Annotated in this window: 12 protein-coding genes; 1 reads left to right on the top strand and 11 read right to left on the bottom strand. The window is 71.4% G+C overall.

Translation table 11 applies throughout. The annotated features are described in order from the left end of the window. Positions 1 to 6 precede the first annotated feature (6 nt). The 3 genes from IO39_RS42090 to IO39_RS42100 form a co-directional block, all read right to left on the bottom strand. The gene (locus IO39_RS42090; RefSeq protein WP_439331502.1) at positions 7 to 501 is read right to left on the bottom strand and encodes an XF1762 family protein; all 495 of its coding nucleotides are present in this window, start codon (positions 499 to 501) and stop codon (positions 7 to 9) included. Beyond that, the gene (locus IO39_RS42095; protein WP_043636822.1) at positions 498 to 1,919 is read right to left on the bottom strand and encodes a 2'-5' RNA ligase family protein; all 1,422 of its coding nucleotides are present in this window, start codon (positions 1,917 to 1,919) and stop codon (positions 498 to 500) included. Before IO39_RS42095 ends, IO39_RS42090 begins: the two co-directional genes overlap by 4 nt. A 62-nt stretch (positions 1,920 to 1,981) precedes the next feature. Beyond that, complete coding sequence (locus IO39_RS42100) at positions 1,982 to 2,449, bottom strand: hypothetical protein (RefSeq protein WP_157549711.1); 468 nt, start codon at positions 2,447 to 2,449, stop codon at positions 1,982 to 1,984. A gap of 256 nt (positions 2,450 to 2,705) precedes the next feature. Between IO39_RS42100 and IO39_RS42105 the strand changes: the two genes are divergently transcribed. Further along, positions 2,706 to 3,008 (top strand): hypothetical protein, encoded by a 303-nt coding sequence (locus tag IO39_RS42105; protein ID WP_157549713.1) that lies wholly within the window; start codon positions 2,706 to 2,708, stop codon positions 3,006 to 3,008. A gap of 811 nt (positions 3,009 to 3,819) precedes the next feature. Here IO39_RS42105 and IO39_RS42110 read toward each other — a convergent pair. The 8 genes from IO39_RS42110 to IO39_RS42145 all read right to left on the bottom strand — a co-directional run bounded on the left by IO39_RS42110 (position 3,820) and on the right by IO39_RS42145 (position 20,461). Beyond that, positions 3,820 to 4,452 carry an IPT/TIG domain-containing protein gene (locus IO39_RS42110; RefSeq protein WP_043636831.1) on the bottom strand — a complete coding sequence of 211 codons (633 nt, stop codon included), beginning with the start codon at positions 4,450 to 4,452 and terminating at the stop codon, positions 3,820 to 3,822. Positions 4,453 to 4,480: 28 nt separating this feature from the next. Then, a complete protein-coding gene (locus tag IO39_RS42115; protein WP_043636834.1) occupies positions 4,481 to 4,753 on the bottom strand; it encodes a hypothetical protein in 273 nt (90 codons plus the stop codon). 2 nt (positions 4,754 to 4,755) lie between these two features. Further along, positions 4,756 to 4,950, bottom strand: coding sequence for a hypothetical protein (locus tag IO39_RS42120; RefSeq protein WP_157549715.1), 195 nt, complete (start codon positions 4,948 to 4,950; stop codon positions 4,756 to 4,758). 15 nt (positions 4,951 to 4,965) lie between these two features. Next, positions 4,966 to 10,884, bottom strand: coding sequence for a hypothetical protein (locus IO39_RS42125; RefSeq protein WP_043636840.1), 5,919 nt, complete (start codon positions 10,882 to 10,884; stop codon positions 4,966 to 4,968). Further along, positions 10,779 to 11,639, bottom strand: coding sequence for a helicase-related protein (locus tag IO39_RS51525; RefSeq protein WP_052424101.1), 861 nt, complete (start codon positions 11,637 to 11,639; stop codon positions 10,779 to 10,781). The genes IO39_RS42125 and IO39_RS51525 overlap by 106 nt, the downstream gene beginning before the upstream one ends. After that, positions 11,560 to 13,242: a helicase-like domain-containing protein gene (locus IO39_RS53645; RefSeq protein WP_500690342.1), complete on the bottom strand. Its 1,683-nt coding sequence runs from the start codon at positions 13,240 to 13,242 to the stop codon at positions 11,560 to 11,562. Before IO39_RS53645 ends, IO39_RS51525 begins: the two co-directional genes overlap by 80 nt. After that, positions 13,151 to 18,058 (bottom strand): winged helix domain-containing protein, encoded by a 4,908-nt coding sequence (locus IO39_RS58435; protein WP_245642582.1) that lies wholly within the window; start codon positions 18,056 to 18,058, stop codon positions 13,151 to 13,153. Before IO39_RS58435 ends, IO39_RS53645 begins: the two co-directional genes overlap by 92 nt. Positions 18,059 to 18,124: 66 nt before the next feature. After that, complete coding sequence (locus IO39_RS42145; protein ID WP_043636848.1) at positions 18,125 to 20,461, bottom strand: phage portal protein; 2,337 nt, start codon at positions 20,459 to 20,461, stop codon at positions 18,125 to 18,127. Positions 20,462 to 20,467 lie beyond the last annotated feature (6 nt).

The following is a 20,467-nucleotide window of genomic DNA, read 5'->3' on the forward strand; positions in this document are numbered from 1 at the left end:
CCTAGGCTAAGCCGGTCCTGGAGCCTTCCACAGGGTGCGGCCGATCCGCTCCGCGCCATCATCGCCGCGCGGTCTCGACGGGCAACTCCACGGGCCGCGCGGCCTCCGCGTCGCCACGTCCTTCCAACCGGCGGCCTTCAGCGACGCGCCGTCCTCGTCGGCCCGCGTGTACGTGATCATCCGGGTGAACCCCATCGGGCGGGCGGCCCGCCACGCCGCCGAGTACAGCAGCGAGCAGGCGTTCCGGGTGCCGTCCGTCGCGCACCGCGTCACCTCCAGCGTCCGCCCGTCATCGAACAGGCGGGCCACCGGACGGCCCACGATCACCACTCCGACCAAGCCGCCGCTCTCGACCAGCGTCCCCGTGCGCGGGTCGAGCTCATCGGCCACGGCGCCGATGGAGAACTTGTGCCCGCGCGGAGCCTTCAAGTGCCGGTGCTCCTCGTCTACGAACGCGCACGCCTGCGCCCACGACACCGGTACCAGCCGCAGCACCTTCACCCCGCGGCCGCCAAATAGTCGAGGACGGCCTTGCCCGCGTGCAGCTGCTCGGCGGTGAGCGTCTTCACCTCGTCCGGCAGCGCGGACGGGGCGGTGGAGTCGGGGTGCGTCATGGGCTCGGGCGGCAGCTCCGGCGGCTGGCGGCGGAACGGGTCGTGCTCGTCCTCGACTTCGACGCCTGCCTCCCGCAGGATCTCGCGCAGGATGTCCACGGCCTGCTGCATGCGCCGCATGTTGCGGTCGGACAGCACCCGGCCCGCCTTCGTCTCCCGGCCGGGGGAGTGGTGCTTGACGGCCAGGCCCTCGGCGTCGTCGTCGGGCGTTTCCACATCCGCGACGGGTGCCGCACGCTCCGGCGCGGGCTCGGCGGCTCCGGTGAGGGGGAAGTCCTCGTGGTCGTCCTCCACCGCCAGGGTGAGCGCGCCGAACGTGACCGGTGTGGGTTCGACGGGGGCGGGCATCGGGTCGCCCGGGGCGAGGTAGGTGAGCGTCATGTGCGGGGTGAACCCGTGATCGACGGCGTACCAGATGCCGGCCTCGTCCAGCGCCTGCACGACCTTCTGCCGGAGTTCGGTCAGGCCGGACACGTCCACCGGCACCCACGCCGGGATGCCGTCCTCCCCCTCGGGGAAGACGCCGACGCCGCCGATGATCCCGGACAGTGGGCCGTGCTCGGCGGCCACGCGTTCGACCACCAGCGCGGCGTCGGCCAGCGTCGCATCGTCCAGGCCCTCGCCGAGGTAGGCGAGCGTCACGTGCAGCTCGGCCGCCGGGAGACCGCCCTCGACCGCCACCTGCTCGGCGACGTCGGCCGGGATCGTGAGGGACACCATGGCGCGCAGCTCGTCCACGCTGCGCGCCTCCTCCGACCGGGACGCGGAGGTTGCGGGTTCGTCGTAGCCGTCGAGCAGGTCCCCCCACTCATCAGTGCCGGGGGCGGCCTTCCGCTCCACCTCTGGCATGCCGGACTTCACCGACAGGGTCATCGTGTGGCTCGCGGCGCCGAACAGCACCTGCGAATACTCGAACCAGTCGAGGTCGTAGATGCGGCGGATGCCGGTCTTGGTGTCCTTGCGGGCTCCGCCGGGCGGCACCGAGTAGCCGATGCTCCACTCCTGCTCGTTCGTCTCGGAGTAGAACTTGGCCTCCTCGTACGCCTGGCGGCCCCTCTTGGTGTTCAGGTTGTAGAAGGCGCGGACGAACACCGCCCCCGCCCCCGCAGGCCACGGCTTGCCGTCCTTCGTCTCCTTGGGGAGGCGCGGGTCGCCGGGTAGCCACTCCTCGTACTCCTCGGCGCGGGACACCCATGCCTTGGTGTCGTGGGAGTGGATGCCCTTCGGCTTGCGCCCCCCGGCGTCGTCTGCCGCCGCGGCGATCGGCGAGACCGCCACCGACTTGTGTTCGAGCTGCACGCTCACCTTGGGCCCCCTCCCGGCGAATGTCCGCGAGGAGGGTGCCAGGCCAGCGCCTTAACGTCGCTTCAGCCATCGCGGCGTGGGTTAGGCCAGCTTGGCGTCGGGGTGGGCACAGCCGAGAGGGTGGGGGCCGGCTCGAACTCCACGAGTCGGCTCGTGTGCCGTGGCCGTTCCTGGGAGGGCGCGGGAGTGGGATTGAGCACCATACGCGGAGCAAACCTGTCGCCGTCCCAAGTGGTCGACCACACGCCGACGCCGATTGCCATGAGGACACCCAGCGCTATGGCCGGTACCGTCGCACGCTCGCGGAGCTGCATGGCGAGGGCCGATCGGCGCCGCTGCTCGTTGCCGAAATACTCGGTCCTGCTGCTGGGGAAATCCCGATCCTCCTCCTCGTCCATATGCTCGAGTTCGTCTGCAGAGTAGAGCTCGAACGGCAACCTGTCCGACTGGCCTTGGGATTGCGGCGGTTCAGGACGCCGGGAGTACGGATGGCGGCCCGCCGGCTGGTGGCCGCCGCTCTCGTTAGTCATGTCTCCTCCCCGCCCATCACGATCCTGGTGCACCACCCTGGATCACCGACCTGCCTGTGCGTGAGGACTAGGCGCAGGGAATTGATCGAGTTGTAACCCGCGCGACCAGGCAAAATGCGCCATTGTCGCAAAGCAGAAGGCGGCATGCGCGCCAGAAACGCGGTGCCACCTGAGGGTTCGTCCCGGAAACGGTGTGCCGTCGGCCGAGCGACCGGCGGGCTGGCCACCCGAGATCGCCGGCACGAGCTGCCTCACCATGTCGACGGTCGCGCTCCTGGCCGCGCGGCTGCACGTCGCCGCGCGGGAAGGCCGGATCGACGCGGCCCGCAAAGGCCAGCGGTTCGCGCACAAAGAAGAAGTCCTCGTCAACTCGGTCGACGAGGACTCTCACGGGATCGGGCTGAAGCTAGTGCCTGATAAACCGAGTGATCATATGGATAGGGTCGAAGTGTCCTGGTTCAAAATCAGTGGCACCAAATGCGGTGTGTGGAGGCATGAATCGGCCAGCCACGGGGCCACCGAGATCGTCGACGTAGTAGAGCGTGACCCATCGATCTGATGCGTTGTTTATATTCCCTACACCGTAGATGGCGCCGTCGAGTATGCCGGTGCCAGAAAAACAGAGATTCTCACCGTTGCCGGCAGTTTTAGTAATAGCGAGCACATCAGAGTAGCCGGGGGCACCGCAACCTGTTCTGTAGATGGCGGCGTGTGCGGGCGCGGCGGTGATTACGGCCAGTATGGCCGCTGGCAGGGCTACTGCCGCGCCTACAGTGAGGGTTTTGCGGACGACCTGCAACATCCGCTTGAGTGACTGGTTCATCCCATGCTCCCTTGTCCGGTGGGTTGAGCAGTGTGGTAGGGCATTCGTTAACGGGTGTCCTGGGCGGACGCGATGGCAGCGGTGAGGCGCCGCAGCGCCTCCGCATCATGGGACCGCTGGCACGATCGTCGATCTTGCGCTCGGTGACCCTCACCGGGACGCCGCTCCGGCATGGACAGAGCAACTGCATCTGCCCGTCGTTCCTTGTGCGCCCCTGGCGGGGCACACGTTCATGCTCGCCGCCCCCGCACTGCGGCCGCATCGGCGAACATCACCTAGGAACGTCGCCTAGATATCCCGCCCCCTGAGCCTGCGCCAGGCCGCCGCCGCCCTGATCGGCGTCAGCAAGGCCACCGTCAGCCGGTGGCGGGCCCGTACGCTGTACGACTGACAGATCGTACGGCGTACGGTTCGTGTGCTCCTGGCGCGTGATAAGCATTATCACGGGCCAGGCCCCGCCTCCCCGCTCCGCGCAGATAGCGCCCACCACCTGTTGGCGCGGGCCCGGGAGACATCCCGGGCCCGCTGTCCCTGTTGGTTATGGAGATCAGGCGTACGTGAAGCTGTTCGCCTTCGTGGTGGCGCCCGCGTCCGTGGTGACCACGACGGCCACCGCGCCGGCGGCGTGCGCCGGGCTCTTGCACTGGACGGTGGTGTCGTCCACCACGACCACGTCGGTGGCGGTCGTGCCGCCGATCGCCACGGTGGAGCCGGGCGTGAAGTTGCGGCCCCTGATGATGAGGTTCGTGCCGCCCGCGGCCGCGCCCGACGCCGGGAACACCGACTCGACGACCGCGCTGGGGAAGCATCGGTCGAACACCGACTTGCGCACCACGCTGCCCGCAGGGAAGCGCAGCGACATGCGGCCCTCGGGGAACGCCGTCCCGTCCGGCCGCGCCCCCTCGAACAGGTCCTCATTGATCTTGATCAGCGGGTCGGCCTCAACATGCGCGGCGGTCTTCGCGGTGGCCGCCGTCTTGGTGAGCTGCGTGAAAGTGCTGCCGGTCTTGGCGTACAAGGTCATCTCTACCCCCGATGGTGGTGTGGGGGTGGCGGGCGGGCCGGCCGGCACCAGGACGACCATGCGCGGCGCCCACAGCGTCATGTAGAGCAGCAGGAGCGCCGCGCCGATCATGACCCCGATCATGAAGCCGACACGCCACCAGATCCCCGTGTTCATGACGGGGGAGGATGCCGCCCCGGGGGGCTTACGTCATCTCGGGCGGCTCCGTGCTGCCCGGCTCCGGCGTGCGGTCGGTCCAGGCGGTGAGCGCGGCCAGGACGCTGGCCGTGTCGTTGACGTCCAACCGGATCGTCCGGCCGTGCGGCTGCTCGATCAGGTCGCCGTTGCGGACGCGCAGCAGCGACACCGCCCTGGGGGAGCCGGACACGACGCCGACCGTGTCGGCCGCCTCCGGCCTGGGCTCGCCGACCGTGACTGCGTACGCGATGCCGTCGATGTACCCGTACACCCGTTCCATGCTCAGGCCCCCTGCTGCTCGTCGTAGGCGACCGTCCCGGCCTGAGGGGGCCGCACCTGGAGGTAGGCGTCCACGAACGCCAGCCGGCGCGGCCCCGCCGGGAAGGGGCAGTCCGTGATCGGCCGCCCGGCCCACGCCGTGGTGCGGCCCGCGGTGCGGGCGGCGCCCAGCGCCACCCGCGACACGCTCTCGCTCATCTCGTCCAGCCTCTCTTACCGGTTGAAGTCCCGTGCGGCCCGGCGGCCCGCCAGGGCGGCCCGCCGGTCCCGTTCCCTGCCGAGTTGCTGCGCCTTGAACTCGGTGAAGTTCATCCACCCGTTCGCGTCGAACCAGCGGCGCAGCTCCTCCGACGCGTACTTGCGGGCCCGGTCCCGCCGACCCGAGAACAGCGACTTCTCGTCGATCCCGGCCGCCACACCCTCCGGGTTGAGCAGGTACCCCTTCGTGTCGGCCACGGCCTGAAGGTACTGGTTGTGCACCCACAGGTCGTAATGCCGGCGGGCCATCTGGTCGCGGGTCTCCCCGTCCATCCGGTCGCCGTCGCGCAGGTCCCGCTCCATCTCCTCGTAGGAGACGCCGTGCACCTGCGCCCACGCCTCCAGCTCCGGCATCCCTTCGGCGACGAGCTGGTCCACGTGGGCCGACCGTTCGGCGAATGCCCGATCCTCCTCGTCCTGCTCGCGCCGCGACGTCTCCCACGCCTCCATGGCGGCGCTGATGCGGGCCACGCTGTAGTCGTCGTCCACCTGCCCGAGCAGGCTGACGAGGCTGCCCAGGTCGAGCCGCTCCAGCTCCACCCCGGCCAGCGGGTCACCCGTCTTGGTGTCGAGCCGGTCGAGCGCGGCCATCACCTGGGCGACCTCGTCCGGGTTCCCCCACACCTTCGCGAGGAGGGCCCGGAGTTCGGCTTCGGACAGCTCCGACAGGTTGACGCCGGTCAGCGGGGACCGGCGCGGCCCCTGCGTGCTGGTGCCGAGCAGCGCCAGCGCGCCGAACGTGAACGCCCGGTGGTCGTCGTCGTTGTCCGCGTACGTGGACCCGGCCAGCAGCGTCTCCACGCCGACCGTGAAGACCTCGAACGCCTGGTCGTTGTACTCGCGGGCGGTGTAGTCGTCGTCGAACCCGTCCCGGTAGTGGATGATCTCGTCGCCGTTCGGCTTCTGCTGGAGCGGGTTACGCTCCCGCGCGCCTACGGGGCCGGTCGAGGTGCGCTCCCACAGGAACGCCCGCTCAGCCGCCACCAGGCCGGGCACGATCTTCTCCATGTGATGCCCGAACTCGTGCACCGATGCGCGGGTCGCAGCGTTGCCGCCCACCATCTGCGCGGCGCGCGTCTCCTCCTGCTCCCACGTGCCGTCCACCGGGATGGTCTGGTCGACCGACTCCCACGGCAGCGTGATCCGCGGCCGCCAGCCGCGGATGCCGCGCTCGGCGTAGTTACCGGCCCCCGGTTCGACGACGACGGCGCCCTGCTCGCGGGCCAGGGCCAGCCAGTCGGACGGGTAGCCGGCCTCGGCTATCCGCATCGCCTGCAAGTACCGGTCCGTATCGAGCAGCAGCCCGCCGTCACGCCGGTATTCGAGCCCCTCGCCGCCGAGGTCCCGCACCGTGGACAGCGCAGCGATCGCGGCCTGGCGGCGGGCCTCGCGGCGGGCCCGCAGGTTGTCCGCGACCTCGTCGGATGCGGCCCGGTAGGCGGCGAGAGCGGCGTCGCGCTCCCGTTCCTCGTCGGCGTACGCCTCCTTCCACGCCTTCGCGGCCTGGAGTTTCACCTGGTAGGACGCGCTCGTGTTGAGCGCCCTCATCGAGGAGAACCCGAACTGTTTGGCCACCTGGCTGCGGGTGCGCTTCTTCGCCGCCAGCAGGTTCTGGTCCGCGACGTACGCGTCCTCCCGCAAGGCCAGGGCGCGCGCCTCGATGTCGCCGAACTTGGCCTCCAACCCGGCAGGGTCCGCGTCCGCGAGCCGGGCGCGGTAGATGCTGTCCAGGTCCGCGCCGGCCGCGTGCAGCACGGCGAGGTGCCGCATCGCGTGTTCGCCCGGCCCGCCGTCGTCGGCGATGTCGTCCACCCACGTGGTGATGGTGTCGGCCGCCGGCACCTGCCCCGCTTCCAGGTCGGCCAGGCTGGTGGGCTGGAAGACCGGACGTCGGACCTGCTTGCGGCCGATGTTGGCCAGGTCCTCTGGCAGCGCGGCCCGGTAGGCGGCCATGCGGGCGGGCAGGTCCGCCTCCCGCACCTGGGGCAGGCCGGGGGCGTCCGCGTCCGTCCTGCCGTCCAGGTCCGCCTTCGCGAGCGCTTCCCCGGCGCGGACGAGCGAGTCGGACGGCGGCATGTCCCGGTACTGGGTCATGACGCGGCGCAACGCCTGGTCCCACGTCTCGCCCGGCAGCGGGTCGATCTCGCCGATCGCCGCCACCAGGTTCGCCGCGGCCCGGTCCCGCACCTCGGCGACCACCGGCCGCAGCGTGCGGACGATCTCGGCGTGCTGCTCGTCAGTCGGCGGTTCGAGCGCGTCGGCGACCTGCTCGGCCAGGCCCTCGGGCTGCCGCTCCAGGATCTCCTCCAGGCGGGTGAGCGCCTGCGCGTACACCTCGTCCCCGTCGCGCTCCCGGGCGGGCACCAGCGGGGTGGTGTCGAGCTCGCCCAGCAGCGTCGCCGCCACCTGCCGGTACAGGCCCGTCTCCGCGTCGGCGAGCGCCCGGATGATGGCGCGCTGGCGGGCGGCCTTCGCCTGTGCCTCCATCTGGGCATGCAGCCGCTCCGCAGCTCCGGCCCCGCCCTTCGCCTGCCGGATGATCTCTGTGCCTTCCAGCAGCGGCGCGAGGTCCGTCTCGCCGTCGTAGCCGCGCAGGAACGCCGTCTGCCCGACCTGCAGCCCGTCGTCGTCATAGACGCCCATGAGCGACGTGACGGTGCCCGACCGTGTGCTGCCGGCAGCGTCGGTGACGATGATGCGGTCGCCCACCTCGACCTGATCCGGGGTGATGATGCCGTCCCCGGTGCTGTTGTCGAGCGCCGCGTCCCACGGTTGCGGCCTCGACAGCTCCCCGCGCCAGGTGCGCACCACCGAGGGGGCGCCGCGCGAGGAGAGGGTGACGCTCGTCTGCTGGATCGGCCGGTCCTGCTCGTCCAGGGTGGCGAGATCCACCTGCCACTCCTCGACGTCGGCGAACGGCTTGGAGGTCTTGCGGATCGCCATCACCCGCCCGAACGGGCTGCCGCCGGGCATCGGGTGGCGGATGACGTCGCCGACCTCCAGCCGGTCCGGGTGGATGTGCTCCTCCGGGTCGAACTCGTCGTCCGGCGTCGGCGGCACCTCGACGTCGGCGGGCAGGTCCGGCATCAGCCACACGTCCACCCCGGCAGCGAGGATGCGCTGCTCGCGGCGGCCGTCGCCGTGCTCCACCACGGCGGTCACGAACGGCATGCGAGGCGTCGGCTTCACGTCGACGACCCGCACCGGCTGAATCTCGCCCCCCGCGCTGTCCGGGATGGCGATGATGTCCCCGGCGGCCAGGTTCTCCGGGTAGGCCTTCTCCGGTGCGTCGCGGTGCGCCTCGTGCGGCGGCGCCGGATACCCGGCCAGCCGGGCGTAGGAGGCGTCCACCCAGGAGGCGGCCCGCTCCAGGGACCGCCGCTGGACGGCGGGCCGGTCCTGGGCGGCGAGGGTGCGCAGGTACTGGCCGAGGGCGCGCATCTGCTCGGCGCTCATCGGCTGCGACCCGCGCAGACGGGCGGCCGCCAGCCGCGCCTGCTCGGGCGCGTTGGCGTCGTCCTCGATCGCCAGGCCGAGCACCCGCTTACGGATGTCGGACCGGAGGCGGACTCGCGTGGCCGGGGTGCCGTCGTCCAACGTCGTGATGGTGGAGCGCGGCTTGCGCTCGCGCGGCGGGCGCGGCTTGCGCGGCCTCTTCATCCGCAGCCCGCGGCCGCGCGTCACCATCTCGCCGAAGTCGGCGTCCACCAGGGACGGCCCGGTGGGGCCGTCCACCTCGAACGTGATCCGGTCGCCGGACCGGTCGATCGTGACGACCTTGGCGGCGGTGCCGTCGTCGTCGATGAGCCAATCCCCGACCTCGACGTCGGCGGCCTGCACCTGGTCGATGGTCGGCGGGTTGGCCTTGCGGCCGCCGGTGCGCTTGGTGACCTGTGTGCCGTCCTTGCGGGCGCGGATCGTCCGCCGGTCCTGGCTGTCGCGCTCGGTGGTGAAGGTGACGTCGCCCGCGTGGGTGACCTCCTCCACGACGACGGTTTCGTCACCGGCCGGCGTGTCCACCCGATCGCCCGGCGCCAGGTCCTCGGCTGGGACGGGTGCGGGGGTGCCGTCGTCGGCGATGCGGTCGGCGTCGGCCTTGGCCTGCTCCCACTCGGCCGCGCGGCGGCGCGCGTCACCCTCACGGCCGCCCGCCATGAACAGCTGGTCGCGCAGGGTGGAGCGCAGGGTCTTGAGCTGCGCCTGCCGCGCCCAGTGCGTCGCGGTCTCCTCCGCCGAGGCGAGCGCCGCGTCGGCGTGCAGCCATGCGTCCTCGATCTCCCGCCGGGACGCGCCGCTGCCCCGGGCGGCGGCGGCCTCAAACTGCTCGACGGCGTCGGCCAGGCCGGTGCCGCCTTCCTCCTCCAGCATCTGGCGGCGCCGCTGCGCCTGCTCCGCGCGGTTGGCCTCGCGGGCCTGCACGCGGCTGTCGCGCAGCCTGACGGCCTCAGCCGCCGAGGTGGAGGCTTCGTCCGTGCCGAGTCGATCAACGGCGTCTGTGAGCCGTACAAGGCCGGGATCGGCCACATACCGGGCGGGCTGGTTGCCCTCGGTCTCCACCACGTCCTGCAGGCGTACGGCGCTGCCGGGCCGGTAGTTGGCGGGGACGGTGCCCTCCCACACCCGCCCCTCGGACTGGGCGAGCCGGGTGCCGCCGCCACGGGTGCGGATACGGCGGACGCCGTCGCTGGTCCGGACGAACCGGATGCGGTCGCCCGGCCGGAGGTCCTCCGGCTCCACCGTCTCGGTTTCACGCGCCGCGTCCGGGGCTGGGGCGGTGTCCTCGGGTGTCTCCTCCCCGGCGGGGGAGGGCGCCGGCGTGTCCGGCTCCGCGGGCTCGTCTTCGACGTTGGCCGGGACGGCGCTCGGCTCGTCCACGCTGGCGTCCTGGGCGGTGTCGGCCGCCGCCTGCTGCTCGGCCTCACCGTCCTGGACGGTCACCGGCTCCGGGCCTGGCTGATCCGGATCAATTGGACTTCCCGCGCGGGAAGTTCCTTCGGGCGTAACCGTGCCGACTTGGTCGACGTCAGCGTCAGGGGAGACCTGAGCGTCCAGGTCGTCGGCGGCGGCGAAGTCCTCGCCGACGTCGGGCACAGCGAACCCGTCGTCGTCCGTGCGGACGGTCGGCGTCGGGTCCTCGATCACGGGCGTGATGTCGGTGTCCGGCTCGGCCGCCGGGTCCGGAACCACCTGCTGACGGGCGACGTCGAGACTGGCCTTGAGCACGACCAGTTCGGCGGCGGCCTCCTGGTACGCCTCCGACCGCTCCTCGGCCGGCTTCTTCGCTTCGTCCTTCAGCTCGTCCAGGACGGCTTGCGTCTTCAGGATGTCGTCCAGCAGCTTGGCGCGGGCCTGCGCCTCCCGCAGTTGCGCCTCGTGCGTGAACGGCCGCCCGATCATTGACCGGGAGATCTCCTGCTGCTCCGTCTTCGTCGCGATCGACTTCTCGGCGCTTTCGATGAGGGCTTCCAGTCCTTCCAGGCGGCGCTCCAGGGTGGCCAGCATGCCGCGCCCGGACCCCTCGGTGATCTCGCTGCTGATGTACGACTGCGAGCCGCCCGGCCAGTCGAATCCGACCTGCACGGCGCGGAACCAGTTGTCGCCGCGGCGTGCCCGCGTCCTGGTGACGTAGACGGGGTGGCCGCCGAGGGTGGCGATCTGGACGCGGTCGCCGTCCCGGTATGGGCCGTCCCGCATCTCCGTGACGGCCTTCAGGATCAGGTCGTAGGTGTCGGTCCGCTTGGTGATGGGCTCGTCCTGGCCCTCGAAGCTCATCTCGAACAGGTCGCCGCGCGTGTCCGTCCGGGTGGCGAGCACGTCGCGCCACTCGTCGATGTTCTCGCGGTGGACCTGGATCTCGCGGCCGAGCCGCTCCACCTTGCTTTCGAGCCCGGCCTGGGTGCGGCCGTGGGCGCGCTGGAGCCGCTCCAGCCGCTGGGCGTCGGCGTCGGCCTTGGCCTTGTCGAGCAGGTAGGGGTTGCCGGCGCGAGGGCCTTCACCTCGGCCGCGGACAGCGCGGAGTCGCCGATGTCCTCCATCTCGCGCGAGTCGAGGTTGCCCTTCTGCATTTGGGCGATGAACTTCGCCTTGCGCTCGATCGTCTGCCAGCTGTAGCCGTCGAACGTGCCCTCGGTCACGTAGCGCAGCACGCGCACCTCGCCCACCGGGGCGTTCGGGTCGTTGCTGCGGAACAGGTCGTGGTCGTAGACGCCCTCGGCGTTGAATCCGCGGTTGAAGTTGCCTTGCCGCTCCACGCGGCCCTCACGCTGGGCCAGGTCCGCCGGCCTCCACGGCACGTCCATGTGGTGCAGGGCGATCGCCCTGGCCTGGACGTTTGTGCCGGTGCCCATCTTCTCCGTGCTGCCGATGAGCACGGCGATCTTGCCGTTGCGGGCGTCGTCGAAAAGCTTCGCCTTCTGCGCGTCGGTGTTGGCCTCGTGGATGTAGCGGATCATGTTCTCGGGGATGCCGCGCGCGACGAGCTGCGCCTTCATCTCGTCATAGGCCGCCCAATCGGACTGGTCGCCGTCGCCGACGATCGCCGGAGCATCCTCATCCACGGCCGCCGCGGCGGCCTTCTTCTTGGACTGCTTGGCCTTCGGCGTGCCCTGGTCCATGAACACGATCTGCATGGCGCCCGGCGTCGGGTGCGGCGTCGGATCGTCCTTGGACGTGGGGTAGACGCGGTCCTTGGTCTCGCTCCAGATGGCGGCGATCTGGTCGGCGGCGGCACCGATCTTCCGGCCCTCCCCCCCGGTCGGCCGGGTCCTCCGGCGGGTCCGGGACCTCCCCGTAGAGCTCCTCGTACTGCGCCCTCGGCATGCCCTTGATGCCGCGTACGGGGTCGTTGACCCATTCCCATGGCCGCTTCGCCCGGACAGCTTCGGCGCGCACGCCGAGCTCCTGGATGTACTCCAGTTGGGCGTCATCGGCGGGGGTGACGATCGTCTCGCCCCGCTTGCCGTTCGCGTCGCGCCGCACCGTGGGAGTGGGCAGGTTCAGGTCGGCGGCCGTCTTCACGTCCGCGCTGATGCGGTACATGCGCAGCAGTTCGGGGACGTTCTGGAACTTCGAGAAGCGGGCCTTCATCCGGAAGCCGTTGCCGTCCGGGTTCATCTCGACGTCGGTGACGACGTTGCCGAACGTGGCCGCCCACGTGTCGAAGTCCTCGATTCCCGCCTCTTCGAGCAGGTCGGGGCGGAGGTAGCGCATCATCGTGTACGCCTCGGTCACCGAGTTGGCGATCGGCGTGCCGGTGGCGAGGGTGACGGCGCGGCCGGACTCGGACTTGGACCGCAGGTAGTGCAGCTTCATGTGCAAGTCGCTGGCCCGGGTCGAACCGGCGATGCCCGCGCCCTCGATCCGCGAGGGGGTGCGCAGGTTCTTGTACATGTGGGCCTCGTCCACCATCAGGTAGTCGATGCCGGTGTGCTCCCAGTAGATGTTGCCCTCGTCGCGCTTGGCGTCGAGCTTGGCCTTCAGCCGCTCCTCCGCGCGCATGAGCTGCTTTTCGAGCTGCTTGAACGCGCGGGAGTCCTCCCCGTGCTCCTTGGCCCGCTCCATCTGGTCGCGGAGCTGCTGCAGCTCCTCCTCCATGTAGGCGCGCTGCGCGTCGGCGGTCATGTCGATCTTCTCGAACGCCTTCTGCGTCAAGATGATGCAGTCCCAGTCGCCGGTGGCCGCGCGGGCGACGAAGCGGCGCCGCTTGTCCTTCTCCAGGTCCTTGGTCCCGGCGGCGAGGATGTTCGCGTTCGGGTAGCACTCCAGGAACTCGCGCGTGAACTGCTCCAACATGTGATTCGGGACCACGATCGCCGGCTTCTTCGCCAGGCCGGTGCGGCGCAGCTCCATCGCACCCATCACCATCTCGGCGGTTTTGCCGGCGCCGACCTCGTGCGCGAGCAGCACGGCCGGTTCGTTGAGGATGCGGGTGACCGCGCTGTTCTGGTGCTCGCGCGGCTTCCACCCATCGGCCAGGCCGGGCAGCGCGGGCTTGACGCCGTCGTAGGACCGCAGCACGTAGGAGTTGAACCGGTCGTTGTACTCCCGGGTCAGCCGTTCGGCGCGGGCCTCGTCCTCCCAGATCCACTCGGAGAACCGGTCGGCCATCTCCTGCGCCTTCTGCTGCGCGGCGATGGTGCCCTCAGGGTCCGGGTACGACTTCTTCCCGCCGCTGGGCAGCTTGACGGTGCGAGTGACGCGGATCGTCTGCTGCTTGAGCAGCGCCTCGGCGATGGCGGCGGCCGGGCGCCGGTCGGGGGCCCCCCCCAACGGGCCCGGGTCGGGCCCCCTTGCCGGCCCCCCTGCCCCCCCCCCGCGCGGCCGCCGACACCAGCCGGGTGCCCGCGAGCACACCGGCCGAGGGAAGATCCCGGTCGCCGGGCGGCACCTCGTACACGCGGTCGCCGAGCTGCCTGCGCGCCTCGTCCTCGTCGACGCCGAGCAGGTCGGCGATCTGCGCCAGGTCGACCAGGCCGCCGGTGCGGTCCATGACGATCGCGAGCGCGTCGGCCGGATCATCGACGGACGTAACGTCGGACCGGGCGGCCGTGACCCGCCTTTCGAGGATGTCGGCGGTGCGGGTCCGCTTGGTGTCGGGGTCGTAGTCGTCCAGGGCGAACACGATCGCCATGGCCGGGTCGTCCCAGGCATGGCCGACCGCCGTGGGCAGCATGTCGTCGTCGCCGGCCTTGCGCCCCTCGGCCTCGGCTGCGGCCTTGGCCTCGGCGGGGGTGAACCGCTTGTTGGCCCGCTTGGACACCGCACCCCACCGGGCCGTGTAGTCCTGATAGCGGCGGTTCAGCTCGATCCGCAGCTCGTACAGGTACGGGGTGTCGTCGCTGGTGGACGCCTCCTCTTCCAGGAGGGCGCGGGCGGCGTCACGCAGGCCGATCAGCGCGGCGAGCTGGTCGCGGTGCTCCGGGTGGACCTCCATCGGGTACGCGCGCCCGTTCATGACCTGCGTGAACGAACCGTCCGGGTGCACGGCGAGCGCGCCGTCATGACGCTGCCGCCCAGCAGCGATCACGACCCGGTCGCCGGGGCCTTCCTCGGCCGGCGTGTACGTCATGCCGGTCTGCTGCGCCGACGCGACGACACGGTCCAGCGCGCGAGCCAGGCCAGGCCCGGCGTTCCGGTCGCCCTTCACCGTCAGGTCGTGGTCGGAGAACTGGCCGCGCCCGGTGGTCATCTCGCCGAGCACCTGTTCCGGGTGATCGAGGAAGTACCGGTTGACCGGGTGCGGGGAGCCGTTGACGTCCGTCACCGGCGCGTCGATCCACGACGTGTCGCCGGGCTCCTCACCCTCCGCGCGCTTGCGGAAGACGAGCACGTCGGTCACGACGTCCGTGCCGGCGGCGGCGCGGTGCGCCCCCTCCCGGAGGCGGACCGCGCCCACCAGGTCGCCCATGCGGGCCATCTCGCGGCGCGCCCGCGAGTCTTCGGAGTCCATGGTGTAGCGGGAGGTGATGACCGCGACCAGGCCGCCCGGCTTGGCCAACGCGAGGGACTTGATGATGAAGTGGTTGTGGATGGAGTGCTGGCCCTTGTTGTGGGTCCGGTCGTGCAGCGCGTAGTCGCCGAACGGCACGTTCCCGACGACGGCGTCGAAGCTGTTGTCGGGGACACGGGTGTCCGCGAAGCTCTCGTTGCGGATCTCGGCGTCGGGATAGAGCGCCTGGGAGATCGCCGCGGTGGTCGATTCGAGTTCGACGCCGGTCATGCGGGCCTGCTCGGGCGCGAGCCCGATGAACGTGCCCGCCCCGCTGCCGGGTTCGAGCACGTTGCCGCCGGTAAAGCCCAGCTTCTGGACAGCGTCCCAGATGGCGCCCACCAGGCCCGCGTCGGTGTAGTGGGCGTTGAGGGTGTTGCGCTTGGCCTCGTTCCACTCCCGGGCCGACAGCATCGACCGGAGCTCGTCCCGCTCGGGGGAGAACGACTCCCACCGCTTCAGCCGGCGGGCGAACGCCTGCTCGTCCACCTGCCCAGCGTTGCGCAGGGTGCGGACGGCGGCGATGTTGGCCCGCGCCTTGGCCTTCTCCCCGGACGGGGCAAGGTCGGCCTGCGACGCGGGCCGGAACCGGCCGCCGGCGTCGGCTACGCCTCCGGAAGCTCCTCGTCCTCCCGTCCGGGTTCGGGCGTCAGGAACACTTCTTCCGCCATCACTTTCTCGCGGGCCTGCCGCCTCGCGGCCTCCAGCCTCTCCACCTTCTGCTGGAACGTCTCCCCGGCGGGAGCCTTCCCGGCCATCTCCTCGGCCAGGTCCGCTATCTGCGCGCTCACCCTCTGCCCCAGCTTCCCGAAGAAGACCTCCGGGTCGTCCAGTTCCGCGTACGCCTGCGGCAGGTACGTCTGCCAGTGCCTCATCGCGGTCGCGCCGTACTGATTCATCGCTGCCTTCCTCATCCGGCGCGGGCCCGGTCTTGGGGGCGCCAATTCTAGAACTCACCGTAACACGATCATCACGATTAGTGTCAACTGTGGTGAGTTTGTTCCCCTCGCGCTGCCGCTCCGCCCTCCGGCGGGCCTGCTCGTCGGTCACCTTCGTCAGGACCCGCTGGACAATGCCGTCCCCTGCCGGATTGTTCCGCGCTCGCCACGCCAGCTCCTCCAACTCGGCGTCGCTGAGATTGGCCACGTCGAGCGTGCCCGGGTCGGGCAGCTCGTTGTGGGACATCGTCCAGTCGCGCTGAGCAACCCCCACGGCGCGGGTCGCCCTCGTGATCTCGCCCTGGGCGATCTCCCGCCTGCGCATCGTGCGCGGAAGCCCCTGGTAGGCGGCATTCAACTCCCGCTTGTAGTTCGCTACGGCCTGTTCGACGGCATGCCGGTCGTCGCCACCGAGGGCCTCGATCAGCCGCCCGCGCGCCTTGGCGAGACGCTGCTCGACATCGCTGCCGAGCAGGCCAGGCCGGACGGACAGCTCGCGCTCCAGCCGCCGCCCCTCATCCGGCGTAGCGTCCGCGCTACCGTCGTCCTCGGGCAGCGGCTCCCAGCCGCGCAGCACGGTGAGCCGCGCGTTCCATGAGCGGTCCTCCGACCCGCGCCGCCCATCCGAGTCGATGTAGGAGATGCGGCCCCGGGCGCGCGGGCCCTTCCCGATCTTCTCCGGCACGCCCAGGATGATCACCTCGCGGCCGCCGCGCCCACCCGCATTCGGCAGATACAGCCGGTCGCCCCGGTCCAAGTCCTTGAGCAGCGGCGTGACCTCGGTGGTGCCGGGCTTGCCACGCAGCTGCGTCCCGGCCCACGCGGTCAGGTCCTCATCGGAGCCCTTGCGCCGCCACTGCGACTGGATCACCACCCGGTTGCGCTCCATGCGCCGCCGCATCTCCTCCGGCATGTCCGGCCACGCCTCGAACAGCTCGTTGTGCAACCGCAGCGCGCGGCCGTAGTCGCCGGCCTCGAACGCCTGCTTGGCCTGCCGGGACAGCTCCTTGGCCCGCTCCTCACCACCCGCCGCGGCGCCGGTGTCGGTGTCGGCGTCGGCCTGGCCCTCGTCTTCGCCGCCGCGCGCCCGCTCCTGCTCCTGCTCCTGGGTGATGCGCTCGCGCAGCGCGGCCCGCTGCCCGTCCGGGTCGTCCAGCCCTTCCTTGTCGGCCACATCGAGCAGCGCCACCGCCTCGGCGTACCGGCCTGCCTCGACATCGGCGCGGGCGTTGCGCAGCACGCCGGCGGCGCGCTCGGCCCGCTCGGCGCTCTCGCCCTCGTTGACGCCGTCGAGCACTTCCCGGCGGCGGTTCTGCTCGCGCTCAGGCGCGTCCGGCCACAGTTCCTCTGCCTCGGCGAGCAGCCGCCGGGCCCGCTGCCATCGACCCTCGCGCATGGCGGCGTGGGCGGCGTCGACCAGGGACCGCGACCGCGCCTGCTCCAAGATGGCCCGCCCGTCGACGGGGTCGGCCACCGGGGCCGACTCGGCCTGATCCTGCTCCTGGTCGCGCTCGTGCGCGGTGAACATGTCCTCGGTGCCCTGCGCCTCACGGCCGACCTCGGAGAACAGGCCACCCTGCGGTGCGGCCTGCACCGGGGCAGGGCCGCCACGGCGCTGCCGGGCCCCGGCCTTGCCCGTCCGGTGGACCACGTGCTCCTCGTCCAGCTCCCATTCCAGCCCGGCACCCTCCAGTCGGCCGCCGCCGCCCGCGCTCTGCCACTGGGCGCCCTCCCGGCGCAGGTGCACGCGGGACCAGCCGAACATGTCGGTCTCGACGCCCTCGACCACCCCCCGCACGGTCACCGTCGCGCCCACCTTGGGCGGGTTCTTCGCCCCAGGCCCGGAGAACCGCTCGACGTTCGAGGCCGTCACCGGCACGTCGAACGTCACCCGGTCACCGGTCTCAAGATCGCCCGGCACCACGGTGCGCGGCGTGGACGGCGTCGCGGCTTGAGGTGTGTCGGCGGCCTGGCCGGTGCCGGCCGGGGCGGGCCGCGCGGTAGTGTCGGCCCTGCTGGCGGCGCCGGAGTCGCGGTCGTCGTCGGCGAGAATCCCGGCGAGCAGGTCACGCGCCATCTGCGAGTACACGGTCTCGTACTGGCCGCCCCCGACGTTCAGCTCAACCTTGTAGCCGTAGACGCCGTCCACAGGCACGCGGTTGACCTTGGAGATCAGGCCGATCCGCGCGACCTCGTTCCCGTCTTCGTCCTGCCCGTACATGAGGATCGTGGCGTTGCCGTCCGTCAGGTCGGCGAGCCGCATACGGCTGGTGTCGGCCGGGGTGATGTCCTCGGCGTCCGGGCTGGCCTGCTCGACCTGCATCGCCTTCGGCGCGGCGTCGGCCCGGCCGGTTGGCTTTCCGCCGCCGGGCCGCTTCTGCACGGTCAGGTAGTTGCGGTGGATTCGCTGGAGGCGGCCGTCCTCCATGCGGACCTCAAGCCGGCCGCCGCCCACGTTCTTGACGACGGTGCCTCGGCCGCCGCCCCACACCGACACGAGGGCGTTCGTCTCGATGAACCGGCCTTTGCGGTCGCGCGGGTGCAGGTCGTCATCGAACTTGACGCCAAGCCCGCGGCGCGCCTTGACATCCCATGCGTCGTAGTCGGACAAACCAGCCCCCATGCCCCCGTGGTGTGCGTGCGAGGGTGCAGGGTGCCGACTCGGCGGCTTAACGTCGCGCCGGGAGGGTCAGGCGGGGGAGACGATCCAGCGCAGGCGGCACCGGCAGTAGGCGGTCTCCTCCATCGGGGCGGCGAAGTCGCCAGGCCACCGCAAGCGGGCGTCACCCACGTCGAACGGCACGCCCGCCCGCCGGACCTGCCCCTCCGCGTCCCGGTGCGACAGCCGTACGTCGTCGTCGCCGCGCGTCCGCCACATCGCCGACACCATGCCGGCCGCCCCTACCGCGTCAGTGATCACGACGTATTCGACGGCGTGGGTGAGCCCTGTCGCCGCCTGGACGCCGGCGCGGGCCGCCCACCTCTCCAGGCCGGGGAGCTGGGCGCGCACCTCGGACACGAGACGGTCAATGTCAGCCCCGCCCGCGTCGAGGGTGCGGATGAGCGCGCCCAGGAGGCGGGCCGCCCCGACGACCTCGGCGACGAGCCATTCGCGGGCCTCGCTGATCGGCGGCGAGGCCGCACCGACCGAGGCGGCGGCGTCGGGGCCTGCGACGGCGGCGGCCGACGCGACCAGGACGGGCGTCAGCACCGCGGCCGCCTCCTCCCGCCACTGCTCGACGTCCGCGACGCGTTCGGCGTCGAGCGGCCCGGCGCCGACGCGGGTGTCCTGCTCGTACTCGGGCACGAAATGCCTGGTGTGCTTGCGGATTTTGGGGGAGGCGACGCGGGCGGCGGTCCGCTGGACCAGCCGGCGGACGAGCTGCTGCAGCGCCGCCCGCAGGTCCTGCTCGATGCGGTCGCGCACGTCGTCGGCCGGTGGCGCGGGCTCGGGGAGGGCTTTGGTCTCGGGTCGGCGTCCCCGCCGCTGCCGCCCCTCCTCCTCGCCGTCCTGGTCCTCGCCATCCTCGTCCTGGTCGTCGAGGGCGTCGGCGTCCTCATCGAGCATGCCCTGAAGCATGGCCATGGCCTGCCCGGTGGCCGGGTCGTCGGGATCGACCTGGCCGCCCTCTGGCGCGGCCTGGCCTGCGGGCAGCTCCTCACCCGGCGGCAGTTCCCCGCCGGGTGCTGCCGGAGGCGCGGCGGACGCGTCCGGGGCGGCGAGCCCGAGCGCTTCGGCGTCCTCGGGCCTGGTGGGGATCGGCGTCTTGCCCTGCGCCACGTAGATCGCACGGGTGTGGGGAAGGCCGTACGGCTCGTACTCGGCGATCTCCCGGTACTCGTCCGGGCTGATCAGCCCTTCCTTGACCTCCTCGCGAGCCTCCCGCCGGCGGGCCTCCGCAGTGCGGCGCAGCACCTCCACCGTGCTGGTGTCGAACTCGGCGCGCACGCCCTTCGCCATGTCCGGCCCGAACCCGGTCGTGACGATCCGCAAGTGGCCCTTCATCGTGATCGTCCAGAACGTGAACAGCTCTTGCTCGGCGTTGTCCCACGTCCGGCCCGAGGAGTTGCCGAGCACGGTCTCGCCGACGCCGTACGCCGCCAGGACCTCCTCCTTGGCGCGGGCGGCCATCTCCCCGTACGCCATGTCCCTGGGCGTGGCGCCGAGATCGACATAGCTGAGTTTGCCGCCGCCGATGACGGTCAGCTTGCCCGCCTCGACCGGCCCGTGCCCGAACCTCTGCTCAAGTTTCGCCGCGTCCGCCGGGTTACTGCGCCCCTCCACCGAGAGGATGCCGGCGGGGCGGCCGTCGTTGAGCATGAACGAGCTGTTGTAGATCTTCGCGAGGAAGTCCTGGTCAACTGCCAGACCGGCTGCCTGCAACGGGGTGATGCCCATGTACGGGTCGGTCGGGTGAGGCTTGCGGAACCAGCGGACCCGGTCGGGCGGGATCGGTATGCGGATGCCGTCCGGGGTGATCGTCTCGAAATGCGACAGCAGCTTGCCTCTCAGGCCGGGTACCGGCCGAGTGCGGCCCGGCGGCAGCAGGTCGAGACGGATCGGCCGGCCCCCCCGGTCCTTCGTGATCTCCACGAACGCGCCCCGCGCCGACAGGAGGACCTGCGCCGACAGCCGGTAGCGGAATTGCCTGCCCGTCTCCAGCTCGTTCGCCTGCCCGTCGTTGAGCAGCTCCAGCAGCGGATCATCCTCGACCAGCTCGCCCGACTTGCGGTGGCGCTCCACGAAGTCGAGGTCGGACTGGTGCTCCGCGATCGAGTCCACGCTCTTGAACACCCACACCGTGCGCTCGAACGCCTCCGCGACCGCGCGGTCCACCGGCCAGGCGCGACGCGCGGCCGCCGACAGGTGCGACGACCAGTCCGAGACTGCCACGGTGCCGGTGGCGGGGACGAGCGCCTTGAGCTCCGTCTCCACCAGCTCGCGGCGTTCGGCAGGGCTGAGCTGGGGGATGGGCTGCGCGGTGGTCTCGGTGGCGCGCAGGCCGGGCAGGAATCGGCGTGCCATCAGGGC

It is taken from the genome of Nonomuraea candida (genome assembly GCF_000725485.1).
GTDB classification, from domain to species: domain Bacteria; phylum Actinomycetota; class Actinomycetes; order Streptosporangiales; family Streptosporangiaceae; genus Nonomuraea; species Nonomuraea candida.

Excerpts from the sequence above, each read along its gene's own strand:
- IO39_RS42100 (WP_157549711.1), bottom strand. The coding sequence starts at position 2,449 with ATGACTAACGAGAGCGGCGGCCACCAGCCGGCGGGCCGCCATCCGTAC.
- IO39_RS42105 (WP_157549713.1), top strand. The coding sequence starts at position 2,706 with ATGTCGACGGTCGCGCTCCTGGCCGCGCGGCTGCACGTCGCCGCGCGG.
- IO39_RS42110 (WP_043636831.1), bottom strand. The coding sequence starts at position 4,452 with ATGAACACGGGGATCTGGTGGCGTGTCGGCTTCATGATCGGGGTCATG.
- IO39_RS42115 (WP_043636834.1), bottom strand. The coding sequence starts at position 4,753 with ATGGAACGGGTGTACGGGTACATCGACGGCATCGCGTACGCAGTCACG.
- IO39_RS42120 (WP_157549715.1), bottom strand. The coding sequence starts at position 4,950 with ATGAGCGAGAGCGTGTCGCGGGTGGCGCTGGGCGCCGCCCGCACCGCG.
- IO39_RS51525 (WP_052424101.1), bottom strand. The coding sequence starts at position 11,639 with ATGCAGATCGTGTTCATGGACCAGGGCACGCCGAAGGCCAAGCAGTCC.
- IO39_RS58435 (WP_245642582.1), bottom strand. The coding sequence starts at position 18,058 with ATGGGGGCTGGTTTGTCCGACTACGACGCATGGGATGTCAAGGCGCGC.
- IO39_RS42145 (WP_043636848.1), bottom strand. The coding sequence starts at position 20,461 with ATGGCACGCCGATTCCTGCCCGGCCTGCGCGCCACCGAGACCACCGCG.